The following is a 26,907-nucleotide window of genomic DNA, read 5'->3' on the forward strand; positions in this document are numbered from 1 at the left end:
AGCGCATTGCTGCATGTCATTTCCGGTGATCGATCGTCGTTGGCGATGCCTCGACGTACGAAAGCGATCCGGGCGCATTGCATCTCACTGGCCAGGTTTTGGGGTGTGATGCATGGTGATTGATGAGCGCCTGCGCGCATTGACGTGATCCGGGGCATCCACCCGATGCAGCGCAGAGTGCCGAAGGCGTGGCGATATCGCTGACCGCTGATGCCTGCTTTTCGGACACGCCACTGCGCGCGCGGCCGACGCGATGATGGGGTGCCCGCCGATCTTGCCGCTCCTGCGTCGCTGGCAACCTGTGAACATGTCCAGTGCGCTCCGTCATCGCCCCCCGTCCACGCCGACGCTTGAAGCCGCGTATTGGCATCTGCGGCTGCCCACGCATCAGCACGTGCCGTTGTTCGCGGACTGGCGCTGCGCTCGCGCTGCGGCGGCCAGCCTGGCACTGCCCCGCCATTGGCAAGGTGCGCGGTTGCTGTGCTGGGTGCTATTGCCTGACACGTGGTGCGGGTTGCTGCAGGCACCGAGCAGGTCGGCATTGCTGCAATTGGCCGCGACGGCGCGACTGAGGACTGCCGATGCAGTCAATCGCGCACGCGGGCGTGGGGGAACGGTGTGGCAGCCGCAGATGCAGGTGTCGGCGCTCCCGCTGCTAAGCGATCATCGACAGTTCGCCCGCATGCTGGTCGCATTGCCCCTGCGGGCAGGGCTAGCCGAGCAGGTGGGCGGGTATCCGTACTGGGACGCAGTATGGCTATTGCCTGACGGTCATGACGCTGCATCGATCACCACGCAACGCGGTCGTGCTGAGCGACTGGAACAGGTGGAACACACGGGTGACCGCGTACGCCGACGCGATGCCGGATGACGGACCGCCGCGTCGCGCACCGGCCCAGCTGCGCTGCCGCTCCACAGGCAACGCAGCGGACGGTCTCCGGATCCGGCAATCAGAACGCCAGGGGATGCTCCGGCAACAACGTTTGCAGTTCGTTGCGGAACAGCGTGCGAATCCGCTGCAAGGCGGCTTCGCTGTCGGCTTCGAACCGCAGTACCAGGATCGGGGTGGTGTTGGAGGCGCGTACCAGCCCCCAGCCGTCGATGAAGTCCGCACGTAGTCCATCGATGGTCGACAGCCGCGCCGATTCGAACGGCGATTCTTCGCCGGTCTGCGCACGCGCGACAAATTGCGCGACCAGCGCATGCGCATCGCCTTCCACCGGCACCTTGATCTCCGGCGTGGAGACACTTTCAGGCAAGGCATCCAGCACCTCGGACGGCGTCTGCTCGCGCTGGGCCAGGATTTCCAGCAAGCGTGCGGCGGCGTAGATGCCGTCGTCAAAGCCGTACCAGCGCTCCTTGAAGAAGAAGTGCCCACTCATCTCGCCAGCCAGTTCGGCGTCGGTCTCGCGCATCTTGGACTTGATCAGCGAATGCCCGGTCTTCCACATCAGCGGACTACCGCCGTTGCGCAATACGTAGTCGGACAGCTTGCCGGTGCACTTCACGTCGTAGATGACCAGTGCGCCAGGGTTGCGCTGCAGTACATCGGCGGCGAACAGCATCAGCAGGCGGTCGGGGAACACCATCGCGCCTTCCTTGGTCACCACGCCCAGGCGATCGGCATCGCCATCGAACGCCACGCCGATATCGGCATCGAAACGCTGCACCATCTTCACCAGATCGTTGAGGTTGTGCGGCTCGCTCGGATCAGGGTGATGGTTGGGGAAGGAGCCGTCGATATCGCAGTACAACGGCACCACTTCGGCGCCGATCGCTTCCAGCAGGCGCGGTGCGATCTCACCGGCCACGCCATTGCCGGCGTCCACCACCACCTTGATCGGGCGATCGAGCTGGACGTCGTCGGCGATGCGCTGGATGTAGGCATCGCCGATGTCGCGCTGTTCCAGTTCGCCAGGCGTGGCGGCGGTATGCAGGCGGCCTTCGTTGATGCGCTGGTGCAGTTCGGCGATGGCCGCGCCGCACAAGGTCTCGCCGCCGATCACGATCTTGAAGCCATTGTAGTCCGGTGGATTGTGGCTGCCGGTCACCGCCACGCAGCTGCCGGCACGCAGCTCGTAGGCGCCGAAGTACACCACCGGCGTCGGTGCCAGGCCGATATCGGTGACGTTGCAGCCGGCGCGGCGCAGGCCTTCGATCAGGCCGTTGCTCAGCTCCGGCCCGGACAGCCGGCCGTCGCGACCGACCACCACATCGCGCAGTCCCTGCGCCTGCATCACGCTGCCGATGGCCTGGCCGATCAAGGCGGCAACGCCGGGGTTGAGGTCTTTGCCGACCACGCCGCGGATGTCGTAGGCACGGAACATCTCGGCGGCGACCTGCACCGCCGGCACCAGCGCTGGCGGTGCTGGCGATGCCTCGGCGTCCAGCGCGCGTGCTTCGCTGGCAACGCTGGCGTCGTGCTGCAGGCTCTGACTGAAGGTGGGTTCATCGACACTGGATTGGTCAGCCACCCGACGCCGCGGCAAGGCCACCTGCCCCCGGCTGGCCAGCACCAGCAGCACCGCAATGATCAGCAGCAGTGCCGCCACGATGGCGCAACCGACGGTGCCCAGACCCAGTGGGCCACTATCGCCTTGCGGCACTGCCGCAGCCACGCGCAAGCCGCTGTTCCCAAGCGGCCTGGCCAGCGTTTCGGCCACATCGGCCAGTGCCACGTCGCCCTGCTGGGCCACGTTGTAGCTGCCCTGGCGCACGGCCAGGTAGGCACTGTCTGGCGCCGCAATCGCATCCAGCGGGCCGGTCAGGCGCAGTAACGGCAACCGCGCATACGCCACCGCCGGCTGCCCGCCAAGGCGCACCGCGGCAGCCACGCCCAGGCGGACTTGTTTGGCGTCGCGCACGACCCGGACCTGCGCACGGTCGGCCACCTGCGCCGATTCGAGCAGGCTCAGACGCGCGTACCCGAAATCCTTGGGGTTGGCATAGGCCGCGGCAAGGTCGCCAGGCAGCACCTGGACATCCTCGGCGCCTTTGAAACGCTCGCGGATGGCCGATGCGGCCGCCAGCGCGTCGCCACCGGCCAACGCCGCGATGACCGGCGGCTGCTTGAGCACCGCATCGAGCCCGCTGGCCTGCGTGGCCATGGCCTGGCCCACGTCCTGCACCGCGCGGTCGCGTGCCTGCTCCAGCCCTTGCGCCACCGCATCCTGGCGCCATTGCGCATAACTGTTCCAGCCGAACCAGACGGCCAGCAACAGCAAGATGCCCCCCAACACCGGACCACTCGTACGCACGCTGGACATCCCCTGCCTGCGCTCGTTCGCCTTGCTCATGTAATTTCCCCTGTCAGCGCACGCCGGTGTGGCCGAATCCACCCGCTCCCCGCGCGCTGTCGACGAAAGTATCCACCACTTGCAAGCCCATACGCACGATCGGCAGGATCACCAGCTGCGCGATGCGGTCGCCGGGCTCGATGGTGAAGGCCTCGCGGCCGCGATTCCAGGTGCTGATCAGCAGCGGCCCCTGGTAATCGGCATCGATCAAACCGGTGCCATTGCCGAGCACGATGCCGTGGCGATGGCCCAACCCCGAGCGCGGCAGGATCACGGCGCACAGTTGCGGGTCGGCCAGATGGATCGCGATACCGCTGGGGATCAAGGCCGCATCGCCCGGCTGCAGCGTCATCGGCGCCTCCAGCGCGGCGCGCAGGTCCATGCCCGCACTGGATTCGGTGGCATAGGCCGGCAGCGGCCACAGATCGCCGAAGCGCGGGTCGAGCAACTTCACCTGCAGGGACTGGGTTGGGGGGCTCATGCCTGCAATCTCTCCGCGATCAGGGCCAGCAGTTGGTCTGCCAATTCGGTCTTGCTGCTGCTGGGAAACACGCGCTCGCCGCCCTGCCAATAGGCCGTGGCTGCGTTATTGTCGCTTTCGAATCCGCCGCCTTCGATCCCTACCTGATTGGCGATGATCAGGTCCAGGCGCTTGGCCGCCAGCTTGCCACGGGCGTAATGCTCCACATCGTGCGTTTCGGCAGCAAAACCGACCACCAGTTTCAGCGCGCCGGTCTGTGCGGCGACCTCGGACAGGATGTCCGGGGTGCGCACCAGTTCCAGGGTCAACGTTTCGCCGGTCTTCTTGATCTTCTGCGACACCACCCGCTTGGGGGTGTAGTCGGCCACGGCGGCAGCGCCGATGTAGATGTCGGCCGGGAATGCACCCAGCACCGCGTCGCGCATCTGCGCGGCCGAGCGCACGTCGATGCGCTGCACGCCATCCGGGGTGGTTTGATGCACCGGCCCGCTGACCAGCACCACATCAGCGCCCTGCTTGGCAGCCGCGGCGGCCAGAGCATAGCCCATCTTCCCGCTGCTGCGGTTGCCGACGTAGCGCACCGGGTCCAGGTCTTCGAAGGTGGGGCCGGCGCTGATCACGATGCGCAGGCCCTCCAACTGCGCGCTGCTGGGGATGAAGACGGGCGCGGCGACGCTCCTGGCGCCCTCCGGGGCAGTGCTGGCGGCCGCCGCGCCACCGGCCAGCGCAGCAAGGATCGCCGCCGGTTCGGCCAGCCGCCCGGGTCCGGATTCGCCCTCGGCCAGCGGGCCGTCGTCAGGGCCCACCACCGTCACCCCGCGCGCGCGCAGGGTGGCGATGTTGGCCTGGGTGGCCGGATGCAGCCACATGCGGTGGTTCATGGCCGGTGCCACGGTCAGCGGCGCGGTCGTGGCCAGGCACAGCGTGGTGACCAGATCGTCGGCCAGGCCATGCGCCAGACGCGCCAGCAGGTCGGCGGTCGCCGGGGCGACGATCACCCGATCGGCCCAGCGCGCCAGTTCGATGTGGCCCATCGCCTGCTCGGCGGCGCTGTCCCACAGCGTGGTGCGGGTGGGCTGCCCGGACAATGCCTGGAAGCTGAGCGGGGTCACGAATTGTTGCGCACCGCCGGTCATGGCGACCTGCACCTGCGCACCGGCGTCGCGCAGGCGACGGACCAGTTCGAGCGATTTGTAAGCGGCGATGCCTCCGCCGACGCACAGCAGCAAACGCTGTCCGTCCAGGGGGCGGGCCTGAGTGGAGCCGATCACGTCGGGGTCGTCCTACGGTTACAAGGACAACTAGATTAGCCGATGCCCCTGCTTGGCCTGATGGGCGTCGGCGATGAGCACCGGCAATCTCGCCATATGCACATACACGACTGGCCCACCCACGAACGCCCGCGCGAGAAACTTCTGGCGCGCGGGGCCACTGCCTTGTCCGATGCCGAGCTGCTGGCGATCTTCGTCGGCTCCGGCTTGCGCGGCCAGGATGCGGTGCAGACCGCGCGCGATCTGCTGCACCGGGATGGCCCGCTGCGCCTGTTGCTGGACCGCCCGGCCAAGGCGCTGGCGCGCCTGCCCGGGCTGGGCCCGGCCTCGGCCTGCAAGCTCGCCGCTGCGATGGAACTGGCCCAGCGGCACCTGATGAGCGCGCTGGAGCGCGGGGAGGCCCTCAGCGACCCGCCCAGCGTGGGCCGCTACTTCTCGCAGCGGCTACGCGCGCGGGCCTATGAAGTGTTCGCGGTGCTGTTCCTGGACAACCGCCACCGCGCCATCGCCTTCGAAGAACTGTTCACCGGCACCATCGACGGGGCCGACATCCACCCGCGCGAAGTGGTCCGGCGGGCGCTGCTGCACAACGCGGCGGCGGTGATCGTCGGGCACAACCACCCGTCGGGTAATCCGGAGCCCTCCGAGGCCGACCGCGCGGTCACCAAGCGCCTGCTGGACAGCCTGGAGCTGGTGGACATCCGCCTGCTGGACCATTTCGTCATCGGCGATGGTCGGCCGGTGTCGTTCGCCGAGCGCGGCTGGCTGGAATGAGCAGTGTGCGCTGACCTGAACCATTGCTCGGACCCTGCGGCACGCGGTCGGGTAAAATCGCTGGTTTGGTTCCAAGCAGATCCCACGTGAAAGCCCTACTCCGCGCACTGATCGGCCAAGGCATTGAAGCCTTGCGCGCCAATGGCACCCTGCCCGCCGACACCCTGCCGCCGGATTTTGTGGTCGAGCGACCCAAGACCCGCGAGCACGGCGACTTCGCCACCAACGCCGCGATGCTGCTGGCCAAGGCTGCGCGCAGCAATCCGCGCGCACTGGCGCAGGCGCTGCTGGCGGCGCTGCCGGCCAGCGACGACGTGACCAAGGTGGAAATCGCCGGTCCGGGCTTCATCAATTTCCATCTGGCCCCCACCGCGTATCAGCGCGAAGTGGCGCATGTGATCAAGCAAGGCCACGACTACGGGCGCGGCTTGGCCGGCAACGGCCGTTCGGTGGGCGTGGAATACGTCTCGGCCAACCCGACCGGACCGCTGCATGTCGGCCACGGCCGCGCCGCGGCGATCGGCGACAGCCTGGCGCGCGTGCTCGATGCCAACGGCTGGAACGTCAAGCGCGAGTTCTACTACAACGATGCCGGCGTGCAGATCGAGAACCTGGCGCTGTCGGTGCAGGCGCGGGCGCAGGGGCTCACGCCCGATAGCGCGGGCTGGCCGGAAAACGGCTACCGCGGCGACTACATCGCCGATGTGGCCAATGCCTACCTGGCCGGCGACACCGTCGATCTGGAAGGCCATCTGGTCACCGGCACCAAGGATCCGGCCGATCTTGAAGCGATCCGCCGCTTCGCGGTGGCGTACCTGCGTAACGAACAGAACCACGACCTGGCTGCGTTCCGGGTCGATTTCGACATCTACTTCCTGGAAAGCTCGCTGTACAAGGACGGCAAGGTCGAAGAAGCGGTGCAGAAACTAATCGCTTCCGGCCACACCTACGAAGAGGGCGGCGCGCTGTGGCTGAAGTCCACCGACTTCGGCGACGACAAGGACCGCGTCATGCGCAAGTCCGACGGCACCTACACCTATTTCGTGCCGGACGTGGCCTATCACCTGACCAAGTGGCAACGCGGCTACGAACGCGCCATCACCGAACTGGGCGCCGACCACCACGGCTCGCTGACGCGCGTGCGCGCCGGCCTGCAGGCGATGGAGCTGGGCATCCCGCAGGGCTGGCCGGAATACGTGCTGCACCAGATGGTCACGGTGATGCGCGGCGGCGAAGAAGTGAAACTGTCCAAGCGTGCCGGAAGCTACGTCACCCTGCGCGACCTCATCGAAGAAACCAGCGCCGATGCGGTGCGCTGGTTCCTGATCGCGCGCAAGCCCGATTCGCAGCTGACCTTCGATATCGACCTGGCGCGCGCGCAGAGCAACGACAACCCGGTGTTCTACGTGCAGTACGCGCATGCGCGGGTATGCAGCGTGCTGCGCCAGGCGCAGGAAAAGGGCTACAAGTACGACCAGGCCCATGGTCTGGCCGAGCTCGCATGCCTGGACGACGAACACTCGCTGGCGGTGATGCTGGAGCTGTCGCGTTACCCGGAAGTGGTGGAAATCGCCGGTCAGGCGTTGGAGCCGTACCAGATCGCGCAATACCTGCGTGAATTGGCGCACGCCTTCCACACGTGGTATCACAACAGCAAGGTGCTGGTGGACGCTGCCGCCGAGCGCGACGCCAAGCTCACCCTGGCGGTCGCCACCCAACAGGTGCTGGCCAATGGCCTGGAACTGCTCGGCGTCAGCGCTCCGGAAAAGATGTAAACAGGCCGTAGCTTCCAGGCGCCATCGCAGGCAGCGGCGCAGCGCATGGCGCTGCGGTAGGCGCCGGCCTGCCACCTCGGGCGCCGATGGCGCTCACCGGGCAATCAGCGCAGCGGCGCGCGTTGCCACAGCAAGTCGGGCCAGCGGGCCCGCAACGACACGATTCGGAGAAGTGGTAGATGGCAGCACGACGCGGTAAGAGTCAGGCCCGGCGCAACACCAGCAACGGCACCCCCGGTTGGGTATGGCTGGTGGCTGGCGCCGCGATTGCGGCAGTGATCTTCCTGGCCGCACCCAACCTGTTCAAGAAGGACGGCGACGGTTTCCTGCGCGTGGGCCCGCGTGCCAATCCGGACGCGCAGCCCGAGCCGGTGGCCGATGCCGACGTGGACACGCCGGCCGAACTGCCCAAGCCCAGCGCGCAGCCGCCCAAGCCGCAGGCCAAACCCGGCGATGCGCAGACCCAGTACGACTTCTACACCTTGCTGCCCGGCAAGGAAGTGCAGATGTCCGATGCCGAACTGGCGGCCAGCGCGCGCGCCGAAGAGGCCGCGCGTGCGCGTGCGGCGCTGGAAGGCAAACCCGTGCCCCCCGCACCCGGCGCCAGTGTGGCAGCCGCCACACCGGCCGCCAGCGTCCCGACGCCGTTGAAGGAAACCACCGCCAGCGTACCCAAGCCGCTGCCGGAAACCGCCCCTGCGCGCCCGGCCGCCACGCCGGCTCCGGCCAGCACCGCCGCACTCACCGCGCCGGCCGCCGCGCCCAAGCCCGCCGCAACTGCCGCCGCTGCAACAGCGACGACGGCTGCTGCGCCGGCGGTCGCCGACAACACCCGCTACATCCTGCAGGCCGGCTCGTTCGGCGCCTCCGGCGATGCCGAATCCACCAAGGCCAAGCTGGCGATGATGGGCCTGGCCGCACGCGTGGAATCGGCCGACATCAGCGGCAAGACGGTCTATCGCGTGCGCATGGGGCCCTACGGCAGTGCCAGCGAGCTTGCCGAGGCCAAGCAGAAGCTCACCGGCAGTGGCCTGTCCGCCATCGCGATCAAGGCGCAGTAAACGCCCGTGTTGCGACGTATCGCTGGCATGTTGCTGGGCGTCCTGGCGTGGGCCGGCCCGGCGCAGGCCACCGATCAGCTGCCCGACCTGATCCAGATCGACGGCCAGCAGGCGACCCTGCTGGCCGAACCCTTGTCCGGCCCACTGGACGACCCAGCCACCTGGAAGCGTTTCGTGGCGCACGCCGGCAGCGCGCTGGGCAGTTGCAGCGCCAACTGGCGCGGCTACCGCGCTTACTGGCGTCTGGACGGACACCAGCTGTGGCTCGATCGCGTGGTCTTGGGCGCCTGCGCCGAGGCACCGCCCACGCTGCCGTTGGATGTCCTGTTCCCCGGCCAGCCAGCGCCAGTGCCCGCCGCCTGGGTGGATGGCGAATTGATCGTGGCGCTGCCCGCCACCGCCACGAGCGCTGCGCACGCACCGGCCCCGTACGTGGCGCTGCAGCTGCGGCGTGGCCACGTCGTCGCACGCCAGGCCCTGACCGACGAGCTGCTGCGCGCGCGGCATGCCGCAACGGCGAACCCGCGGCCTGCTCACTGAATCTGCCTCCCGCCCCCTGTCCTCCCTGGAGTTCCCCATGTCCAAGACCGTCCTGATCACTGGTGCCACCTCCGGATTCGGCAGCGCCGCCGTGCGCCGCTTCGCCGCAGCCGGCTGGAAGGTCATCGCCACCGGCCGTCGCGCCGAACGCCTGCAGGCGCTGGCCGCTGAACTGCCGGCCGGGCAGGTACACGCCGCCGCGTTCGACATGCGCGATGCACACGCCTTGTCGGACGCGATCGACGCGGTGCCGGCCGCATTCGCCGAGATCGACGTGCTGGTCAACAACGCCGGCCTGGCGCTGGGCACCGCGCCCGCGCAGCAGGCCGACCTGGCGCAGTGGCAGCAGATGATCGACACCAATGTCACGGCGCTGGTCACGCTCACCCACCGCCTGCTGCCGGCGTTGATTGCGCGCCGCGGCGCCATCATCAACATCGCCTCGGTGGCGGCAACCTACCCATACACCGGCGGCAACGTCTACGGCGGCACCAAGGCCTTCGTGCAGCAGTTTTCGCTGGGCCTGCGCTCTGACCTGCACGGCACCGGCGTGCGCGTGACCTCGATCGAACCGGGCATGGCCGAGACCGAATTCACCCTGGTGCGCACCGGCGGCAACCAGGCCGCGTCGGACACGCTGTACCGTGGCGCCACCCCGATGACGGCAGAAGACATCGCCGAACAGATCTTCTATGTCGCCAGCCTGCCGGCGCATTTGAATATCAACCGCCTGGAAATCATGCCGGTGACGCAGTCCTTTGCGGGGTTCCAGGTGGCCCGCGACGCGCAGTGAGGCGTTGCAACGACGCAAGGGCCTAGGCGGTGAGCGCGCAGTGCGCCAGGCACACCCCCCCGCTGCGCCGCGTAAGCGGTACGGAGCATCGAACGGAGCATCGAAAAGCCGCGCACTGCGCGGCTTTTCTTTGCATCGGCGCTGCAGATTCGCAGCAATTGCGCAGACCGGTTGCCTGACACCAGGTGCTGCAGCGGCGGCCACCATGCGCAACCGGTGCACGCTCGCCGTTATCCGCAGCCATCGCATCATGCAAGTTCGGCATCGCGGCGCACGGCTGCGCGCCATCGCAACAACGCGCCGCGCAGCTGCAGGAACGGGCGTTCCACCATGTAATGCAGCAGCGCACCCGCCGCCAGCGCCACCACGCCGTACACTGCAAAGGCCGGGACGCCACCGCCGTCCAGCGTGGCGAACCAACCCTGGGTCACATGGAACATCGCCTTATGGGTCAGATACACGCTGTAGGAAATGGCGGCCAACCAGGCAGCGCCCGGCACGCGTAGACGGCCAAGTGCGCTGTCGGTCGCAGTGCCTGCCACTACCAGCAAGGCTAGCCCCAGCGAAAGCACCGGCCAGCCTACTGCGTTGCCCAGCAGGCCGGTTCGCTCGCGGAACAACCACATCGCCAGTGCCAGCATGGCCACGCCGGCAAGCGCCCAGGTGTTGCCGCGCTGCTGCAGCCATTGCCATGTGTGGGGGCGGAAGACCTTCACCATTGCCAGCACGACACCGGCCAGCAAGCCGTCCAGCCGGTTCCAGGTGGGGTAATAGAGATCTTCGACAAACCAGTTGCGCTGCTGGCCGCCGCCCAGCTGATCCAGCGCCGTGTTGTGCAGCCACACGCTGGTGCGCAACGCTATGCCGGCGACCACCACTGCCACGCACACCGCCGATGGACGCCGCAACAACAACGTCGCCAGCAACGGAAACACCAGATAGAAATGCTCTTCCACGCAGAGCGACCATGCGTGCGAGAACGCGGCCTGCTCGCCGTAGTCCACGAACAGATTCAAGGTGAAGGTGAGAAACATCCACCATGGCGCCAGCCCGGGCGATTCGCGAAAACCCGGCCATGCCATGTAGATCGCCAAGACCACCAGAAACGCCGGCAGGATGCGGAATGCGCGGCGCAGGTAGAAATCGGTGAAGTCCAATGGCTTGCCGTGCGACAGCGGGGTCAGCACCTGGGTGCCGATCAAAAAGCCGCTCAGCACGAAGAACAGGTCCACCCCCATCCAGCCGTAGCGCGACAGCCATTCCCAGTCCGGCCCCAACCCGCCGACCACGAACGAATGGAACAGCATCACCCACACGATGGCGATGCCACGCAACAGGTCCAGAGCGGGATAGCGCATGCGGGCCAGATCAACCGAGGGAGCCCGATTGTGCCGCATGCCGGCAGCGCACAGTGCGTCGCTGCCAACCACGCACTGCTACGCGGCGCCGCAGTGCGCGCATCGCCTGCGGCGGCGGATGCGCAGCATCGCCACGCCTATGCGATGGCGTGCTGCTCGGTCCGTGTGGCCACTGCGGGCGCCACTGCCGTGGGTTCAAGCAGGTGCCAGGCTTCCAGCTGATCGACCGCGTTGCGGACGCCGTCTTCCTGGCCAATCCGTTGCCCGAGTGCGCGCGCGGCCGCGCGCATGGCCGGCGTGCTCGCCTGCTGGATGGCTGCGGCCAGGGCTTCTGGCTGCAGCCCGGCACGCGCCAGCGCGGGCGGCGCAACCCCGCGCTGGGCCAGGCAATGCGCCCAGAACGACTGGTCGTAGCCAAACGGCAGCACCACCGAGGGGATGCCCGCCGCCAACGCGGCACCGCTGGTGCCGGCACCACCGTGATGCACGGCCACAGACACGCGCGGGAACAGCCAATCGTGCGGTGCCTGTTCCAGATGGAAGAAGCGCTCAGCGTCATCGGCGGCAGCGGCATCCCCGGCCCCCAGGCCGCCCCAGCCGCTGGCCAGCAACGCGCGCTGCCCGGTCAGTCGCACCGCTGCCTTCACCGTAGCAGTGAGCTGCGCGACGGCGCTGCTGGTCATGCTGCCGAAGCCGATATACAGCGGCGGCGGCCCGGCCTGCAAAAACGCCTGCAGCGCGGCCGGCGGTTGCCACTGCGACGGCGGCAGTTGCCAGAAGCCGCACACCTGCGCGCTCTCCGGCCAGTCCGGCGGGCGCGGGCACACATGCGCGCTATAGCCGTAGATCGCGCGCAGCGTGCTGCGATCCGGACCGCTCAACGGATACCCCGGCAGCCCCAATGCCGGACGCACGATATCGTTGAAGGCCGGCCGCATCAGCTGCCAGCCGACAAAGCGCATCAGGCGATGCAATGCCACGCTGACACTTCCCGGCAGACGCAGGTTGGGCATCAGCATCAACGGCAGGTGGCGCGACTCGGTGAGCGGCTGCAACTGCGCAAACGCCACCGGCACGCCATACGCCTCGCCCAGGCTGTGGACGAGGAAACTGGCACTGCCCACGCCCAGGATCAAGCCGGCATCGGCGCACGCCGCACGGCCCTGGGCGGGCCAATCGCGCGCCCACTCCAGCAACTTCCTGCGCAAGATGGCAGGGGCGCCGCGCATCTCGGCAACGTCCGGATGGTCTTGCAACAGCTTCTGGAGATCGCCGCTGAGCGGGAAGAATTCCAGGCCGTGGGCACGGATCAAGGTCTCGAAGTTGGAACTGGTCAGCACCCGCGCCGGATAACCGCGCCGCTGCAGTCCAAGCGCCAGCGCAATGATCGGGCGCACGTCCCCGTGCGTGCCGAGGGTGGCGATCACCACCGGCCGCTGGCGTGACGGATCGGCTCCGGACTCAGGCATATTCGGTCACTCCGTCGCCGGCGACCGCACCATGGCCGGCCTGCCCCACAGGCTGCACAGCCCGGGTAGCCTCTGCGGTAGCCGCGTGCAGCACGCTGCTGAGCGTGGCCGAATGAGTCGGCGAGAGCATCGAATGGTGGTCGCTGTCCAGAACGTGCAGCTGCAAGTTGCGCACGTACGGATGCCACGCCTGGGGACGGTAATCCACCCACAGCGCATCGTCGCCGCCGGAGCTCATGCGCACCCTCGCCTCGACAAAGACCACATCCTGGTCCAGCGGCTTGGGCCGATGACGCCGCGCCAGCTGCAGGTAATGCTGGGTGAGGGCGCCCAGATCGTCCAGCAAGGTGGGACGTTGCTCCAGCAACTGGCGCACCGCAGGCAGGTCGTTCAGCCCGTAGTGATCGCACAACAGGATGGCCAGCTCGGCGACCGTGGTCGGCATCGGCTGACCCGGCGCCAGATGCAAGGCCAACGCGTGCACCGAGGCGCGCACGTTCTCCGACTCCGACAGCGATGCGGCCTGTTCCAGATGCGGGTAACTGTCGAGCATGGCCAGCAACTGGACCTCTTCGCCCAGCGCATGCAATTCGGCCGTGATGGCGTGCGCGATCAGACCGCCCAGCGACCAGCCCAGCAGACGGTACGGCCCGGTCGGCTGCACGCTGCGCAGACGCGCCAGGTAATCGCGCGCAATTGCCTCGATGCTCTCCGGACGGTGCTGCGGGTCGCTCAAGCCCGGCGATTGCAGCGCATAGACCGGCCACTGCGGATCCAGCTGACCCAGCAAGGTGAGATACGACCAGCCCAGACCGATGACCGGATGGATGCAGAACAGCGGCGTGGTGCCGGCGGTGCCTGCACGCAGCGGCAGCAGCACGCTCAACGGGTCGTTGGGCGTGTGTGCGCTGCGCTTGATCACCTCGGCCAGGCCGGCGATCGTCGGTGCATGGAACAGCGTGCCCAGCGGCAGTTCCACCCCGAACATCTGCGGGAAACGCGCGGCCATTTCCGCCGCACGCAGCGAATCGCCGCCAAGCTCGAAGAAGTTGTCGTCCACGCCCACCACCTCGATGCCCAGCACCTCCTGCAGCATCGTTGCCAACTGGCGTTCGAGCGCATCGCGCGGCGCCAGGTGCGCGCGTTGCGGCAATGCGCCAGGCGCCGGTAATGCGCGCCGATCCAGCTTGCCGTTGGGGGTCAGCGGCAACGCCTCCAGCGGCACCCACAGGGTCGGAATCATCGATGCCGGCAGGCGCTGCTGCAGATGCGCGCGTAGCAGCTCGATCGATGGCGCGTTGCCGTGCTTGCCCACCACATAGGCCAGCAGCTGCAAGGCATGCTCGCCATCGCTGTGGCCCACCACCACCGCCTGTGCCACCTGCGAATGCAGCAGCAAGGCGCTTTCGATTTCGGCCGGCTCCACCCGATGTCCGCGGATCTTCAGCTGCGCATCGGCGCGCCCGATGAATTCCAGCAGCCCATCGCTGCGTTGACGCACGCGGTCGCCGGTGCGGTACATGCTGCTGCCGTCATCGGCGAACGGGTCGCGCATGAAACGTTCGCTGGTCAGCTGGCGCTTGCCGCGATAGCCCTTGGCCACGCCCGCGCCGCCGATATACAGCTCGCCGATCGCACCGGTCGGCAGCGGTTGACGCTGCGCATCCAGCACATAGAGGCGCGTATTGAGCAGCGGCCTGCCGATCGGCGGTGCGGCGGCATCGGTCAGCTGCAACGGCATGATGGTCGACCAGATCGTGGTTTCGGTCGGCCCGTACAACTGGGTCAGGCGCCCCACCCGGCTGAGCAATTGCGTGGCCAGTTCGGGCACCAACGCCTCGCCACCGATCAACGCGTGGATGCGATCCAGCACCAGATCCTCATTGGCCAGCAGGATGCGCCACAGCGATGGCGTAGCCTGCACCACACTGATGTGTTCGTCGGCGATCAACCGCGACAGGCCGCGTGGGTCGTGGCTGATACCGGCCGGTGCGATGACCACGCGCGCGCCCACCAGCAACGGCAGGTACAACTCCAGCCCGGCGATATCGAAGGTGATGGTGGTGACTGCCAGCACACGATCGCGCGGACGCAATGCCAGCTCGTGCTCCATCGCATGCAGGAAATTGAACAGGTTGCGATGGCTGATTTCCACGCCCTTGGTGCGCCGGTGGAGCCGGAGGTGTACAGCACGTACGCAGTGCCGTCGGGCGTCGCCAGCGGTGCGATCGCCTCCGGCAACACGGCCGGGCGCGGATCCAGCCAGACCATGCCACCGAGCAGGTAGCGCTCGCACAGCGCCGGCTCGCAGACCAGGCCGATGGCACCGGAATCGTTGAGCATCTGGCGGTTGCGTGCGGCCGGGCTCTCCGGATCCAGCGGCAGATACGCCGCACCGCTCCACATCACCGCCAGCAACGCCACCAACAGTTGTTCGCTGCGCGGCAACGCCACCGCGACCACGTCGCCAGGGCGCACGCCATCGGCCACCCATTGCGCAGCGATGCGCGAGGCAAGCTCGCACAGCGTGGCGTAGTCGAGCGTGCGGTTGTCGTATTGCGCCACCACGGCCGCAGGCATCAACTCGGCGCGTTGCAGCATGCCGTGCAACAGCGTGGCCGGTTGCGGCAGCGGCGCGGCGGTGTTGTTCCAGGTGTGCAGCAAACGTCGGCGCTCGCTGTCGCCGAGGACATCCACCTGGCCCAGCGCACATTCCGGATCGGCCAGCACCGCGTCGGCCAGATGGGTCAGGCGACGGCAGTGTTCGGCCAGTTCCTCGCTGTCGTACAACGCCGGGTTGGCATCCAGATCGAAACGCAGCGCGGCCCCATCGCCGCGTTCGTAGCAGAAGATGGTGAGGTCGTCGGCCGGGCCGTTGGAAAGGTTGTGCGGTACCGCGTACGCCTCGCCGAAGCGCAAGGTGTAGTCGAAGGCCTCGATGTTCACCGCCAAGCGTGCGAACTTCTGCTCCATCCCGAACATGCCCAGATCGCGGCGCACGTCCTCGAAGCGATATTGCTGATGGCGCAAGGCGTTCCGCACCACCGAGGATACCTGCGCGAACAAGGTATGGATCGGCTGCTGCGGGTCCATCTTCAGGCGCAGCGAAATGACGTTGGACACCAGGCCTGCGGTTTGCCGGTAGCGCGCGTTGATGCAGCCGGTCACCGGCATCGCCAGCACCAGGTCCTCGGCGCCGGTGCAGCGGTAGTAGTACGCCGCGATCAGCGAAATCAGCATCTGCGGCAGGCTGGCGCCGTACTCCTTGCCCAGCGCGCGCAAACGTACCACCTGCTGCGGCGAGAACTGTCCGGTGCCACGCAATAACCCGGTGGACAGCTGATTGCCCGGCCGCGCCAGCGTCGCCGGCGGCGGCAGATCGGCCAACTGCTGCATCCAGTACTCGCGATCGCGCTGGAACCGATCGGAGTTGCGATAGTGCTGTTCCATTTCGAGCAGCGACAATGCACTGCCGTACTGCGCAGGCTCCGGCTCCACGTCGGCCAGGTAGGCCAGGTAGGCGTTATAGAGCACGGCCATGCGCTGCATCATGATCGACGCGCAGTAGCCGTCCATCACCAGATGGCTCACGCATTGCACCCAGATATGATGATCTTCGCCAAGACGGAACACCGCGCAATGCCATAGCGGCCCGTTCTGCAGGTCTTGCCGGCTTGCGGATTTCTTCGTCGATCCAATGTTCGGCGGCATTACGCGGAGCCGGATCGGAGCTGACGTCGAAGTATGGAATCGTGCCGTTGTACTCGGGCAAGACTACCTGCGAAGGCACGCCCTCGTGCTCGACGATACACAGGCGCAGCGTATCGAACTCGTGCGTCAGCTGCATGCTGGCACGGATCAGCACCTGGGGATTGAGCGGGCCGAACATTTCCAATACTTCGGCCAACATCAAGGTGTTTTCGGTGTGCAACTTGTTGGCCACCCAAAGGCCACGTTGCGCCTTGGTCAGGGGAAAAAACGGGAGAGGCGTCAGCGTGCATTGCGTGCATCCTTCTGGTGTGGCGCGCAGTCCGTCGACACCCTTCAACCGTTATCGGTCAATGGACACCGGATCAGCACCTGGCTTGAGAAAACGAGGGGTAAGAAACACCGCCGACCACCGACAATTGCCGGTAATACGCGATGGAAACGCATGATGAAGACGCACAGCACAGCGACTCGCACAATCGAACAACAATGTGCAGGTGACTAGTTGAAGCACTTGTATCCCGACAAGTTAAACGAACACTAACAATTCGCGCGGGGCCGAAACCGTACAAAAAATCACGGAAATCGCGTGATGCCGAAAATTTTCTTTCTGAACTGTGATTTGAACTAGTGTTCTACATGCATACATCCGATCGAATCCCGCGCCGCATCCGGCATACCGCATGGTCGACGCTACGCACGCAGTTCAAGGCGAATATGCGCGCATCACCGCAGATAAGACCCCGCATTGAATAAGACCAATTCCAAATGAGCGTTACTGGAATTAGGTTATTCGGAAAATCCCTTTATGAGAGAAAAGACGCCTTCAATGCGTTTGACTCCCTCGCGTGCACGATCACGCGATGGTCGCCTGATTGTCATCGGCATGCAGTACAAACGCGCGAAGAACGTAAGCTCGAGCCGATCGCAAGGCGTAGCGCATGACAAGTGCAGGCACTTTGTTCGATCCGGCGGGGTACGGCTGCATGAAGCGCAGGATCGCAGCCGACCAGCGCACGTCTGCGCGATCGCGCATCGACACGTTGCAGAACCTGCAGCGTCCATGCCGGTGATGCCCCTGCCGCTTCAGGCGGCGCTTGCGGCACGAGCGCGTGCAGGATGGGCCATGTCGCGCACCGCCAGCGCTGCGGCCCAGCCGCAGCGCATTGCCGATCAGCCCAGCGGCTCGTCGGACAGGTAGGTGTAGCCGGTCAGCCCCGCTTCCAGCGCAGCGCTGAGTTCCTGCGCCCGTTCCGGCGACAGGTGTGCGGCAGCAATGCGCTCGGCATAGGTGGCACGCAGCGTGTCCAGCTGATAGCCCACGTAGTCCAGCATCACGTCGGTGGTATCGCCGCGGCGCTGCTGTGCGATGCGATAGCCATCGCGATTGACCACCACTTCCACCGCATCGGTATCGCCGAATAGGTTATGGATATCGCCCAGGATTTCCTGGTAGGCGCCGACCAGGAAGAAGCCGATGCGATAGCTCTCACCGGCATTCAAGCCATGCAGCGGCAGCGAGCTGTCCAGGCTCTCGTTCTCGACATAGGTCTTGACCATGCCGTCCGAATCGCAGGTCATGTCGGCGATGATGCCGCGCCGCTGCGGCGCTTCGTTCAAGCGCTCGATCGGCACGATCGGGAAGACCTGATCGATCGCCCACACGTCCGGGATCGATTCGAACACGCTGAAGTTGACGAAATACTTGTCCACCAGCCGCTCGTTGAGCTCATCCAGCACCGGGCGATGGCTCTTCTCGTCGAAGCTCAGGCGTGCGCGCACGCCATGTGCGATGGCATAGAACAGGTCGTCGATGCGCGCGCGCTGCGGCAGGTCGATCTGGCCCAGCGCGTACGCGCTCAAGCCTTCGGCATGGAAATGCTGGGCTTCCTGGAACAGCTCCACCGCCGGACGCACATCGAGCTCGTCGTGGATCTCGCGCAGGTGGCGGATCGCGGCCGGCTCATCGTCGTGCGCGTCCGGCACGCGGCCTTCCGGCGCCTGCTCCACTTCCGACACGTTGGCGATCAGCACCGCGTGGTGCGCGGTCATTGCGCGCCCGCATTCGGTGACGATGCGCGGCGGCGGCAGGCCATGCTCTTCGCAGGCGCTGGCCAACGGCTGCACGATGTTGCTGGCATACGAATGCAGGCCGTAGTTGATCGAGCAATAGCTGCGCGAGCGCGTGCCTTCGTAGTCGATGCCCAGGCCGCCGCCCACGTCCACATGGCTGATCTTCGCGCCCAGGCGCGAGAGCTCCACGAAGTAGCGCGTGGCCTCGCGCATGCCGTTGGCGATGTCGCGCACATTGGAAATCTGCGAGCCCATATGGAAATGCAGCAGATTCAGGCTGTCGGCGTACTCGGTGTCGCGCAGCGTCTTCCACAGGTCCAGCACCTGCCGCGGCGAGAGCCCGAACTTGGCCTTGTCGCCGCCGCTGTTCTGCCACTTGCCCGCGCCCAGCGAGGCCAAGCGCATGCGCACGCCCAGGCCGGGCTTGACGTCCAGCGCGCGCGCCTCTTCCAGCACCAGGGTCAGCTCGGACGGCTTTTCGATGACGATGAAGGTCTGCAGCCCGAGTTTGCGGCCGATCAGCGCCAGGCGGATATATTCGCGGTCCTTGTAGCCGTTGCACACGATCAGCCCGCCCGGACGCGACAGCGCCAGCACCGCCATCAGTTCTGGCTTGCTGCCCGCTTCCAGCCCGAAGCCTTCGCCGTGGTGGCTGGCCAGGGTGCCGGCCACGCCACGATGCTGGTTGACCTTGATCGGGTACACCGCGGTATAGCCGCCGGCGTAATCCCACTCCGACTGCGCCTGCGCAAACGCTGCCTGCAGCTTGCCCAGGCGCTGGCCCAGGATGTCCGGGAAGCGCACCAGTAGCGGCAGCTTGGCACCGGCTGCGCGCGCGGCATCCACCACCTCGGGCAGCGACACCGCCGGGCCATCGGCGGTCGGCGTGACCACGACATGTCCGGCAGCGTTCACATCGAAATACCCGTCGGCCCAATGCGGGATCGAATAGGTCTTGCGGGCTTGGTCGAGGGACCAATCGCTCATTTCGCTGTCTCGGCTGGAATAAAAAAGGGCGTGAAGTGTAACGCCTGGCATGCGCAGGGTCCGTTACAATCCGCGCCGACTTCACGCCCCTCTCCTGGTTGGAGCGGGGTTGGCGTGGGTCAGGCGCTGCGCAGTTTGGCTGCGCGAGGCCGTGCCCGACCCTCATCCGGCGCTTTGCGCCACCTTCTCCCGCTGGGAGAAGGAACAGCCCACTTCTTTTTTAGGACTTTGCATGAGCGCCAACGACAACTGGTACATCGAACACTTCCAGCCGACCGGCTCGGCGATCGGCTTCCGCATCAGCGGCAAGCTGGACGAGGTCCAGTCCCCGTTCCAGAAGATCGAGATCTACCAGACCACCGATTGGGGCAAGCTGATGCTGATCGACGGCGCGGTGATGCTCACCAGCCGCGACAATTTCTTCTACCACGAGATGATCAGCCACCCGGCGCTGTTCACCCACCCCGCGCCCAAGCGCGTGGTGATCATCGGCGGCGGCGACTGCGGCACGCTGCGCGAGGTGCTCAAGCACCCGGGCGTGGAAAGCGCCACCCAGTGCGATATCGATGAGCAGGTCACCCGCATGTCGGAGAAGTATTTCCCCGAGCTGTGCGATTCAAACCACGATGCGCGCGCCGAACTGCTGTTCAACGATGGCGTGGCCTATATGGCCAATTGCCCGGCCGGCAGCGTGGACATCGTGATTGTCGATTCCACCGACCCGGTGGGCCCGGCCGAAGGCCTGTTCAACAAGGCCTTCTACGAGAGCTGCTTCAAGGCCTTGAAGGACGATGGCATCCTGGTGCAGCAGTCCGAATCGCCACTGGCGCTGCTGGACCTGATCAATGAAATGCGCACCGAAATGGGCAAGGCCGGCTTCCAGTCGTTCAAGACCCTGCCGTTCCCGCAGCCGTGCTACCCCACTGGCTGGTGGAGCGTGACCATGGCCAGCAAGCAGGCCGACGCCGATTTCGCGTTCCGCCAGGACGCTGCGCAGGCCAAGGGCTTCGACACCCTGTACTACACCGCGCACCTGCACACCGGTGTGCTGGTTGCTCCGCCGTTCGTGGCCAAGGCGCTGGGCGAGTAATCGCGGCGGGCCTGGCCGATCATGGCCAGGACGTGCAGACAGCAGGTGTTGAATCGTGGCGTCTGAATGGACGCGGCGGATCCCAGCGACCGGCCGCGCCCGCTTGGCGGTGATCCGCAACCGGTTTGGTGGTTTTCTGCACGACGTGGCCTGCGTGCCTACAACGCGCGGGCCGGTGCGTAGCGCACCGATCAGGCCTGGCGTGGTTGCGTAACGCTGGTCGAGTGGTAGGCCAGCGCGCGGCGAGCCACCGACAGCGCCGCCGTGCGATGGACGCGTCGGTGGGTCGCGGCCGCTGATGCGTCACTGCTGCGATCGATGGGCCGAGGTATGGAAAGCCGACCAATGCGCGGAGGTACTGCGCACGCTACAAGCGCGCCAGCACTTCTGTCTTCTTGGCGTCGAACTCGTCCTGCGTGATCAGCCCCGCATCCAGCAATTGCTTGAGCTTGCTCAATACCTGCACCGGATCCTCGGACGCAGGAACGGCACTGGCCTGCGATGGCACTGCTGCGCCGTGCGTACCAGGCGCATGCACCACCACGCCACCGGCCGCCGCGCGCAGCTTGTCGATCTCCAGCTGCTGGCGCTTCTCGTAGGCGGATTCTTCCACCTGCTGCGCATAGGCGTACACGCGCCGCGCCTGTTTCTTGGGCAGGCTGTCGATGGAGGCGTAGGCGCCCTGCGTGGTGCGGCACATGATGGTGGCTCCGAGCATCTGTTCGCTCATGTGCACATCGAGCACCTCGCGCCACGGGAAATCGCGGAACGTCATGCCGAGCAGCTTTGGGTAGACCACGATGAAGCGGCGGTTGGTCAGCACCACCGCATCCGGCGAGAAGTTCATCACCATCTTCTTCTGCACGGCGATGTACTCGACCTGCTCGTCGCGGGTCAGCAACTCGGTGATCTTGGGCAGGATCTTGCCCACCGCCACCGGGTCCTGTTCGTCTGTCAAAAACTGCGCCAATGCGTCCATCTGCCCTCGCCAACGGCTAATCACTGCGTTGACCAGGACACTACAGCAAGCCGTATGGATGGCTGTGCAATGCCGACAACCGTTTGCGGTGCAGTTTCAAATGGATCTTGCTGTCCGCTGCATAGCGGCAGCATGCGGCATGACGCAGAAGGGCGAGCGCTGCCGCCCGCCCTTCTTTGCCATTGACCCGCATCAAAAGCGGATTTCGGCTCCGAAACTCAGCACTTCCGCACGATTGATCGTAAGGTCTTCGTAGTCGTCGTAATACTCATCAGCGTAGACGTAATTTGTGTAAAGCGCGCTCAAGCCGACGTGCTTGCCGATATCCACACCGAGACCGGCGCCCACATACGCACCATAAACGCGCTCGTTGTAGTCCTCACCTTTCGCCGTACCGCCCCAATAGCCCAGCCGCACAAGCGCAAAGACCGGGGCATCGCCAAAGTTGAATCGCGCCGTTCCACCGACGCTGCCGAAATCCACGTTTGGAATGACAACAAAGCCGTCCGCATCCTTGGAACCATCCACTTTCCCGGTTGCGGCTTCGATGCCGATCAATGTGACCGGACCTGCGCGCCAGCGGTAGCCCACGTTGAAGCCGTGCATCTCCTGCTTGCCGTTTTCAAACACCTTGGCTTTGCCGCTCTGCACACCAAGGAACAGGCCGCTTTTGAGGCGTTGCTCTTGCTCGCGCGGTGGCGCCGGTACGTCGGCAGGCGCGACAGGCGTTGCCTCTGCCGACGTCCGCTCGGCCACTATAGTGAATCCGCCGGACGCAACAGGTTGGCCGGAGCCGCTTCCACCCACAGCGGCCGGCGCTCCGCCAACGTCGGCTTGCGCCGGGCGCGACGATGGCGCTGCAGCCGCGGTGGCGCCCTGGGTGCCGGTCTGCTGCTTTTACTGTTGACGGTAGCTGTCCCAGCCGCGCGACAACGATTGCGCCGAGGGCTGAGCCGTGACGCCAAATGCCGTGCAGGCCAATAGCAGTGTTGCGGTCCTTTTCATCGCATTCCCCATGAGTCGAACTGCATCGTTCCCGCATCCTTGCGCACGCAGGGGTCCCCTGACGGCGTCTGGAAGCGGCGCAGTTGCTGTCGAATTCGGGGGCTGTCCCGGGATCAGCGGATGTCGTGCGACATCGGTGCGGACGCCGTCCGCAAGAACGTGCCCGTACAACGCGTGATGCAGCCCCTGACCGCAGCCGGCACAGTGTCTGGAGTCTCAGCGGCTGTCAAGAAGGGATGTGACTTTAAGCATGAGCCGGGAAACCGTGCCGCTACAACTCCCGTCGCCCAGGACTCGCACAGCATTTCCATACGCCTTGGGTCGCTCCGGCACACGCTGCCGCACCCTCACCGGCGCAGAGCATCAGACCAAGCGGCGACGTTGGCCAAACGGCTCATTCCAAAAGCCGTTCCATCTCCGGAACATTTCATTTGTTAAATAAATATAGTTTCAGTACTCATAAGTTCTAAAATTGGCCGGACCGATCCCTCGCGATCACCGTGAACCTGCGCAACGCGTGATATCTCCGCGCCGCCAAGGTCTGGAGAACTGTCATGCATTACCAGCCGCTGGACGTGTCCAGCCTGCACCTCATCACTCCCGTTCTGCTCAAGCAAGGCACCCGGCTGCTCGAGCCGGACGTCTACCGCACCCATCTGAACGGGCAACCGGCGGTGGTCAAGGACTACGGCCGCTATCGCCGCACATTGCTGGCGCCCATTGCGCGGCTGATGGTGCGCCACGAGGCCAGCATGCTGCGGCAGTTGCAGGGCTGGCGGCATGCACCTGCCCTGCTCGGCACGCTGGGCGGGCTGGCGCTGGGCATGGAATTCATTCCAGGCGACACGCTCAGCGCCAGCACCGTCGTGGGCCAGGAGGTCTTCCAGCAATTGCAGCAGGCGCTACGCCGGCTGCATGCGTTCGGCATCACCCATAACGATCTACATGGCACCAATGTGGTGGTCAGTGCGGGAGTGCCGGTGCTGATCGATTTCACTTCGGCATGGCGATTCCCGCGCTGGCTGCGGCGCGGCACGCTGGCACGTCAGCTGCGCCGTAGCGACGTGGCCAACTTTCAGAAAATGCGCCATCGCCTTGCTGGCATCGCACCGAGTGCCGACGAATCGGCACGCAGTGCAGAACCGCGCTGGATACATGCAATTCGCAGCGGCTGGAAGCGGCTGTATCCACGTTTGAAAGGCAAGGCGTGATCCGCGCTGCTGACTAACGGCGACTGAGCATACCGTTACGCTCAACTGCTGCGCTGAGTCGTCGGTTGGTCTGTAGCGCCAACATCCTTCGAGCGTGCCATGCCACGTGCTGCGATGCAGATGGCAATGGCGCTGCCCTGTTTGCATGCACCGCGACGCGAACAATTCCCCATGCGCGTCGTTGTGTTTCTGCACTATCCCATCACTTTGCTGCTGCCGAATCAGTCACTGCGGCCTGGCGATAGGCGATCAAGTGCGGTGCCTGCGCGATGAAGCGGTCCAGCACGCCGTCGGCGATCTTGACCGGGCCGCCGAAGCGCGTGGCGCCGGGAATCGACGGAATCGCCGCCGCTGAGGCGGCAAGCGCAGCCGCTTCGGCAAACAACGCGGACGCCTGCGTGTCGCCGCGATCTGCAGCATCCAGCCCGGCTGCGGTCTTCTGCAGCGCCTGGCCCCAATCTTCCATTGCCTCCAGCCAGGGGCGCGATTGCTCGGCAAAGCCCTTGTCGGCGACGCCGTCGCGGATGACCTGCGGTGCCGCAGCCATTTCGTCGGCAGTGCGTGCCAGTTCGGCAATCGCCTGCGTGCGCGCTGCCGCATCGCCAAGCGCGATTACCTCGCGCACATGATCGAGCACGGCCTTCAAGCGTGGCGCCTGTTCCTGCCATGGCTGGCTGCCAAAGGTTGGCGCCAGATGCTGGGTATCGAAGAAGGTCAGCAGGGCCGCAGCGACACGCGCATCGCCGCCGGCAAGATCGCGCGCCGCCGCGTGCCAGGTGCGTTGGGCGTCGTAGCCCTTGTCGTTCCAGGCGAACGCGGCCACACCCATCACCGCGACGCGGCTGGGCACTTCCTGGTTCATCGGGTTGGAGACGATGCCCGACAACTCGGCCGACAGACCCGCCTCGCGCCGCGCATACGGCGCCATCAGCAGGCGCCCGGCCGAGGTTTCGAAATCGTTGACCGGGTAGTTGTCCCACAGCAGCGTCCTGCGGCCGAACGCCTTGGTGGCCGCGCGCGCATCGGGAATGGAAATGGCCGGCGGCACCACGTCGGTACCGGTCCACTGCACCACGATCTTCGGATCCAGATGCTTGCGCAGCGCTTCCTTGTACGGGCTCTCCTTGGCGTCGTAGTACTCGGTCGGCACCATGATGAGTTCGGAGGCTGCATCGTGGCGCGCGACCAGATCCGCCTGCACCAGATTGAGCAGATGCGACTGCGCGATACCGGCCGCCTGCGCACCGGAGTCGCCGAAGGTGGTCTTGTCGCGCTCGCAGTTCCACTTGGTGTATTCGATGTCGTCCAGCGCCACGTAGAAGCTGCGCACACCCAGCGCGCGAAACGCATCGAACTTGCGCAACAAGGCCTTGGCATCGGCCGGATCGGAGAAGCACACCGTGGGGCCGGGCGAAATCGCATAGACGAAATCGACATGATTGCGCTTGGCGGTGGCGGCCAGTTGGCCGAGCGCCTTCAAGGTCGCCTTCGGGTACGGCTCGCGCCAGCGATCGCGCGCGTAAGGGTCGTCCTTCGGGCTGTAAATGAAGGTATTGGCCTTGGTGCGGGCGAGGAAATCGATGTGCTTGCTGCGATCGCTCATCGACCACGGCGCGCCGTAGAAGCCTTCGATGGTGCCGCGGATCGGCATGGACGGGTAATCCTGGATCGTCAGCGTCGGGATGGCCGGCCGCTCGACCAGCTGCCGCAGCGTCTGCGCCGCATGGAACAGGCCATCGTCATCGTGGCCGGCCAGCGTGATCAGGCTGCCGCGATCGCGCGCAACGCTGGCCAGCGTGTAGCCTTCCTTGTGGGTGTCCTGCGTCGCCTTGCTGCGCGTCAGCGCATCGCGCACCACTGCCGCATCGCCGGTGCCGAGCACGATGTGCGGGCGGTCCAGCGTGGCAGGCAGGCGTGTGGCGGTCGCAATCTTGGTGACGCCGGCGCCATTGAGAATGCTGCGCACCAGCGCCACCGTGGCCTTGTCCGCGCCAGGGGCGACCACCAGCACCACCGAGCGGCCCAAGGTGACGGTCGCACCATCCAGCGTGATCGATACCGGGGTCGGATAGATCGCCGGCTGAGTGACCGGTTCGATGACCGATTGCGCCAACGCAGGGGCAGCCAGGCCCAGCGCCCCCAATACCGAAAGCAGGCGCACGCCCGGCTTGCTGTTGCGTCGCTTCATTCTCGAACTCCGGTATTGGAATGGTATTACGCCCTAGGGTAGGCAAGTCGGGCGACGGCGACAAGCGCGGCCAGGATTGTCAATCCTGTCACCAATGCAGCGCCATGCGACGACATCAGTCCACCTTTGCGCCGCAATTCAGAAAGATGCGGCAGCGATACGCAGCGGTATTGAAATGGTATGAGACGATGGGTGGTAGCGCCGTCGCGCCTGGCAGCGGCCTTGCCCGTAGGCGCACAGCCGCGCATCAGCTGCGGTGATGCGCGCCAGCGTCAATGCACTTAGCGCATACGGCGCACGCCGCATGGCTTGAGCGGCCCGGTTCCCTGCGATCGGTGCAATTGCAATAGGCCTGTCCAGCACCGCTGGCTGCATTGCTGGCTCAGCAATACGGCCTCCGGTATCGACGTTGCGCGGGCACAAGGCATCAGCCCCCTCGCCGCCGCCGCACACCTGGCAAGCAACAAACGCCGCATTGCGAACCTATAACGCGTCGCTATCCAGCTCGCCGGTACGGATGCGTACCACCGTGCCCAGGTCATACACGAACACCTTGCCGTCGCCGATCTTGCCGGTACCGGCCGCTCCGACGATCGCCTCGACCACGCGCTCGGCCTGGTCGTCGGTCACCGCCACTTCGATCTTCACCTTGGACAGGAAATCGACCACGTATTCGGCGCCGCGATACAGCTCGGTGTGGCCTTTCTGCCGGCCGAAGCCTTTGACCTCGGTCACCGTGATGCCCGCCACGCCGCAGCCGGCGAGTGCTTCGCGCACATCGTCGAGCTTGAACGGTTTGACGATGGCCATGATCATTTTCAGGCTATTCGAGGATGGTTTTTTGCTCG

The 26,907-nt window shown here is 65.9% G+C and carries 18 protein-coding genes and 2 pseudogenes; 8 read left to right on the forward strand and 12 right to left on the reverse strand.

The features are described from left to right. Positions 1–307 precede the first annotated feature (307 nt). The gene (locus J7367_RS22335) at positions 308–871 is read left to right on the forward strand and encodes a hypothetical protein (RefSeq protein ID WP_042675175.1); all 564 of its coding nucleotides are present in this window, start codon (positions 308–310) and stop codon (positions 869–871) included. A gap of 79 nt (positions 872–950) precedes the next feature. On the opposite strand, the gene J7367_RS16165 is transcribed toward J7367_RS22335, so the two are convergent. Genes J7367_RS16165 through coaBC form a run of 3 tightly spaced genes read right to left on the reverse strand, consistent with a single transcriptional unit; the run spans position 951 to position 5,048 of the window. After that, positions 951–3,296, reverse strand: a complete 2,346-nt coding sequence (locus J7367_RS16165; protein WP_057660412.1) for a phosphomannomutase/phosphoglucomutase — start codon at positions 3,294–3,296, stop codon at positions 951–953. Positions 3,297–3,309: 13 nt separating this feature from the next. Then, entirely contained in the window at positions 3,310–3,777 is a 468-nt protein-coding gene (gene dut, locus J7367_RS16170; RefSeq protein WP_007964142.1) for a dUTP diphosphatase, read from the reverse strand. After that, positions 3,774–5,048 (reverse strand): bifunctional phosphopantothenoylcysteine decarboxylase/phosphopantothenate--cysteine ligase CoaBC, encoded by a 1,275-nt coding sequence (coaBC, locus tag J7367_RS16175; RefSeq protein ID WP_057660414.1) that lies wholly within the window; start codon positions 5,046–5,048, stop codon positions 3,774–3,776. The genes dut and coaBC overlap by 4 nt, the downstream gene beginning before the upstream one ends. Before the next feature lie 60 nt (positions 5,049–5,108). On the opposite strand from coaBC, the gene radC reads away from it, so the two are divergent. The 5 genes from radC to J7367_RS16200 all read left to right on the forward strand — a co-directional run bounded on the left by radC (position 5,109) and on the right by J7367_RS16200 (position 9,991). Beyond that, positions 5,109–5,822, forward strand: coding sequence for a DNA repair protein RadC (radC, locus tag J7367_RS16180; RefSeq protein WP_172955934.1), 714 nt, complete (start codon positions 5,109–5,111; stop codon positions 5,820–5,822). Positions 5,823–5,908: 86 nt separating this feature from the next. Further along, the gene (gene argS, locus J7367_RS16185) at positions 5,909–7,597 is read left to right on the forward strand and encodes an arginine--tRNA ligase (RefSeq protein ID WP_057660415.1); all 1,689 of its coding nucleotides are present in this window, start codon (positions 5,909–5,911) and stop codon (positions 7,595–7,597) included. Positions 7,598–7,776: 179 nt separating this feature from the next. Beyond that, entirely contained in the window at positions 7,777–8,658 is an 882-nt protein-coding gene (locus J7367_RS16190; protein WP_007972634.1) for an SPOR domain-containing protein, read from the forward strand. Between the two features lie 6 nt (positions 8,659–8,664). Further along, positions 8,665–9,198, forward strand: coding sequence for a hypothetical protein (locus tag J7367_RS16195; protein WP_057660418.1), 534 nt, complete (start codon positions 8,665–8,667; stop codon positions 9,196–9,198). 37 nt (positions 9,199–9,235) lie between these two features. Continuing rightward, entirely contained in the window at positions 9,236–9,991 is a 756-nt protein-coding gene (locus J7367_RS16200; RefSeq protein ID WP_057660420.1) for an SDR family NAD(P)-dependent oxidoreductase, read from the forward strand. A gap of 248 nt (positions 9,992–10,239) precedes the next feature. Here the strand turns inward: J7367_RS16200 and J7367_RS16205 are convergent, their stop codons facing one another. The 5 genes and pseudogenes from J7367_RS16205 to speA all read right to left on the reverse strand — a co-directional run bounded on the left by J7367_RS16205 (position 10,240) and on the right by speA (position 19,586). Then, positions 10,240–11,349, reverse strand: coding sequence for an acyltransferase (locus tag J7367_RS16205; protein WP_057660423.1), 1,110 nt, complete (start codon positions 11,347–11,349; stop codon positions 10,240–10,242). A gap of 137 nt (positions 11,350–11,486) precedes the next feature. Further along, complete coding sequence (locus tag J7367_RS16210) at positions 11,487–12,818, reverse strand: glycosyltransferase (protein ID WP_057660425.1); 1,332 nt, start codon at positions 12,816–12,818, stop codon at positions 11,487–11,489. After that, positions 12,811–16,819, reverse strand: a pseudogene (locus tag J7367_RS16215) (amino acid adenylation domain-containing protein). The gene J7367_RS16210 and the pseudogene J7367_RS16215 overlap by 8 nt, the downstream one beginning before the upstream one ends. A 563-nt stretch (positions 16,820–17,382) precedes the next feature. Further along, positions 17,383–17,562: a hypothetical protein gene (locus J7367_RS16220; RefSeq protein WP_057660426.1), complete on the reverse strand. Its 180-nt coding sequence runs from the start codon at positions 17,560–17,562 to the stop codon at positions 17,383–17,385. Between the two features lie 137 nt (positions 17,563–17,699). Beyond that, positions 17,700–19,586, reverse strand: a complete 1,887-nt coding sequence (gene speA, locus J7367_RS16225) for an arginine decarboxylase (protein ID WP_057660429.1) — start codon at positions 19,584–19,586, stop codon at positions 17,700–17,702. 232 nt (positions 19,587–19,818) lie between these two features. On the opposite strand from speA, the gene speE reads away from it, so the two are divergent. Beyond that, positions 19,819–20,676 carry a polyamine aminopropyltransferase gene (speE, locus tag J7367_RS16230; RefSeq protein WP_057660430.1) on the forward strand — a complete coding sequence of 286 codons (858 nt, stop codon included), beginning with the start codon at positions 19,819–19,821 and terminating at the stop codon, positions 20,674–20,676. 367 nt (positions 20,677–21,043) lie between these two features. Here speE and J7367_RS16235 read toward each other — a convergent pair whose 3' ends face one another. Both J7367_RS16235 and J7367_RS16240 read right to left on the reverse strand, forming a co-directional pair. Continuing rightward, a complete protein-coding gene (locus J7367_RS16235; RefSeq protein WP_007963431.1) occupies positions 21,044–21,655 on the reverse strand; it encodes a PH domain-containing protein in 612 nt (203 codons plus the stop codon). A 192-nt stretch (positions 21,656–21,847) separates the two neighbouring features. After that, a pseudogene (locus J7367_RS16240) lies at positions 21,848–22,660 on the reverse strand (outer membrane beta-barrel protein). A gap of 554 nt (positions 22,661–23,214) precedes the next feature. Between J7367_RS16240 and J7367_RS16245 the strand changes: the two are divergent. After that, a complete protein-coding gene (locus tag J7367_RS16245) occupies positions 23,215–23,871 on the forward strand; it encodes an RIO1 family regulatory kinase/ATPase (protein ID WP_007963435.1) in 657 nt (218 codons plus the stop codon). Between the two features lie 202 nt (positions 23,872–24,073). On the opposite strand, the gene J7367_RS16250 is transcribed toward J7367_RS16245, so the two are convergent. Together J7367_RS16250 and J7367_RS16255 are read right to left on the reverse strand one after the other, a co-directional pair. Beyond that, positions 24,074–26,059 (reverse strand): beta-N-acetylglucosaminidase domain-containing protein, encoded by a 1,986-nt coding sequence (locus tag J7367_RS16250; protein ID WP_057660433.1) that lies wholly within the window; start codon positions 26,057–26,059, stop codon positions 24,074–24,076. A 483-nt stretch (positions 26,060–26,542) separates the two neighbouring features. Then, positions 26,543–26,881 carry a P-II family nitrogen regulator gene (locus J7367_RS16255; protein ID WP_057660458.1) on the reverse strand — a complete coding sequence of 113 codons (339 nt, stop codon included), beginning with the start codon at positions 26,879–26,881 and terminating at the stop codon, positions 26,543–26,545. Positions 26,882–26,907 lie beyond the last annotated feature (26 nt).

Source organism: Xanthomonas sp. D-36-1 (assembly GCF_017746155.1).
Lineage (GTDB): Bacteria > Pseudomonadota > Gammaproteobacteria > Xanthomonadales > Xanthomonadaceae > Xanthomonas > Xanthomonas cissicola.

Bases quoted from the DNA above. Each gene is read 5' to 3' on its own strand.
- J7367_RS22335 (WP_042675175.1), top strand. From the start codon at position 308: ATGTCCAGTGCGCTCCGTCATCGCCCCCCGTCCACGCCGACGCTTGAA.
- J7367_RS16165 (WP_057660412.1), bottom strand. From the start codon at position 3,296: ATGAGCAAGGCGAACGAGCGCAGGCAGGGGATGTCCAGCGTGCGTACG.
- dut (WP_007964142.1), bottom strand. From the start codon at position 3,777: ATGAGCCCCCCAACCCAGTCCCTGCAGGTGAAGTTGCTCGACCCGCGC.
- radC (WP_172955934.1), top strand. From the start codon at position 5,109: ATGGGCGTCGGCGATGAGCACCGGCAATCTCGCCATATGCACATACAC.
- J7367_RS16190 (WP_007972634.1), top strand. From the start codon at position 7,777: ATGGCAGCACGACGCGGTAAGAGTCAGGCCCGGCGCAACACCAGCAAC.
- J7367_RS16200 (WP_057660420.1), top strand. From the start codon at position 9,236: ATGTCCAAGACCGTCCTGATCACTGGTGCCACCTCCGGATTCGGCAGC.
- J7367_RS16205 (WP_057660423.1), bottom strand. From the start codon at position 11,349: ATGCGCTATCCCGCTCTGGACCTGTTGCGTGGCATCGCCATCGTGTGG.
- J7367_RS16210 (WP_057660425.1), bottom strand. From the start codon at position 12,818: ATGCCTGAGTCCGGAGCCGATCCGTCACGCCAGCGGCCGGTGGTGATC.
- J7367_RS16220 (WP_057660426.1), bottom strand. From the start codon at position 17,562: ATGCGCGATCGCGCAGACGTGCGCTGGTCGGCTGCGATCCTGCGCTTC.
- speA (WP_057660429.1), bottom strand. From the start codon at position 19,586: ATGAGCGATTGGTCCCTCGACCAAGCCCGCAAGACCTATTCGATCCCG.
- speE (WP_057660430.1), top strand. From the start codon at position 19,819: ATGAGCGCCAACGACAACTGGTACATCGAACACTTCCAGCCGACCGGC.
- J7367_RS16235 (WP_007963431.1), bottom strand. From the start codon at position 21,655: ATGGACGCATTGGCGCAGTTTTTGACAGACGAACAGGACCCGGTGGCG.
- J7367_RS16245 (WP_007963435.1), top strand. From the start codon at position 23,215: ATGCATTACCAGCCGCTGGACGTGTCCAGCCTGCACCTCATCACTCCC.
- J7367_RS16250 (WP_057660433.1), bottom strand. From the start codon at position 26,059: ATGAAGCGACGCAACAGCAAGCCGGGCGTGCGCCTGCTTTCGGTATTG.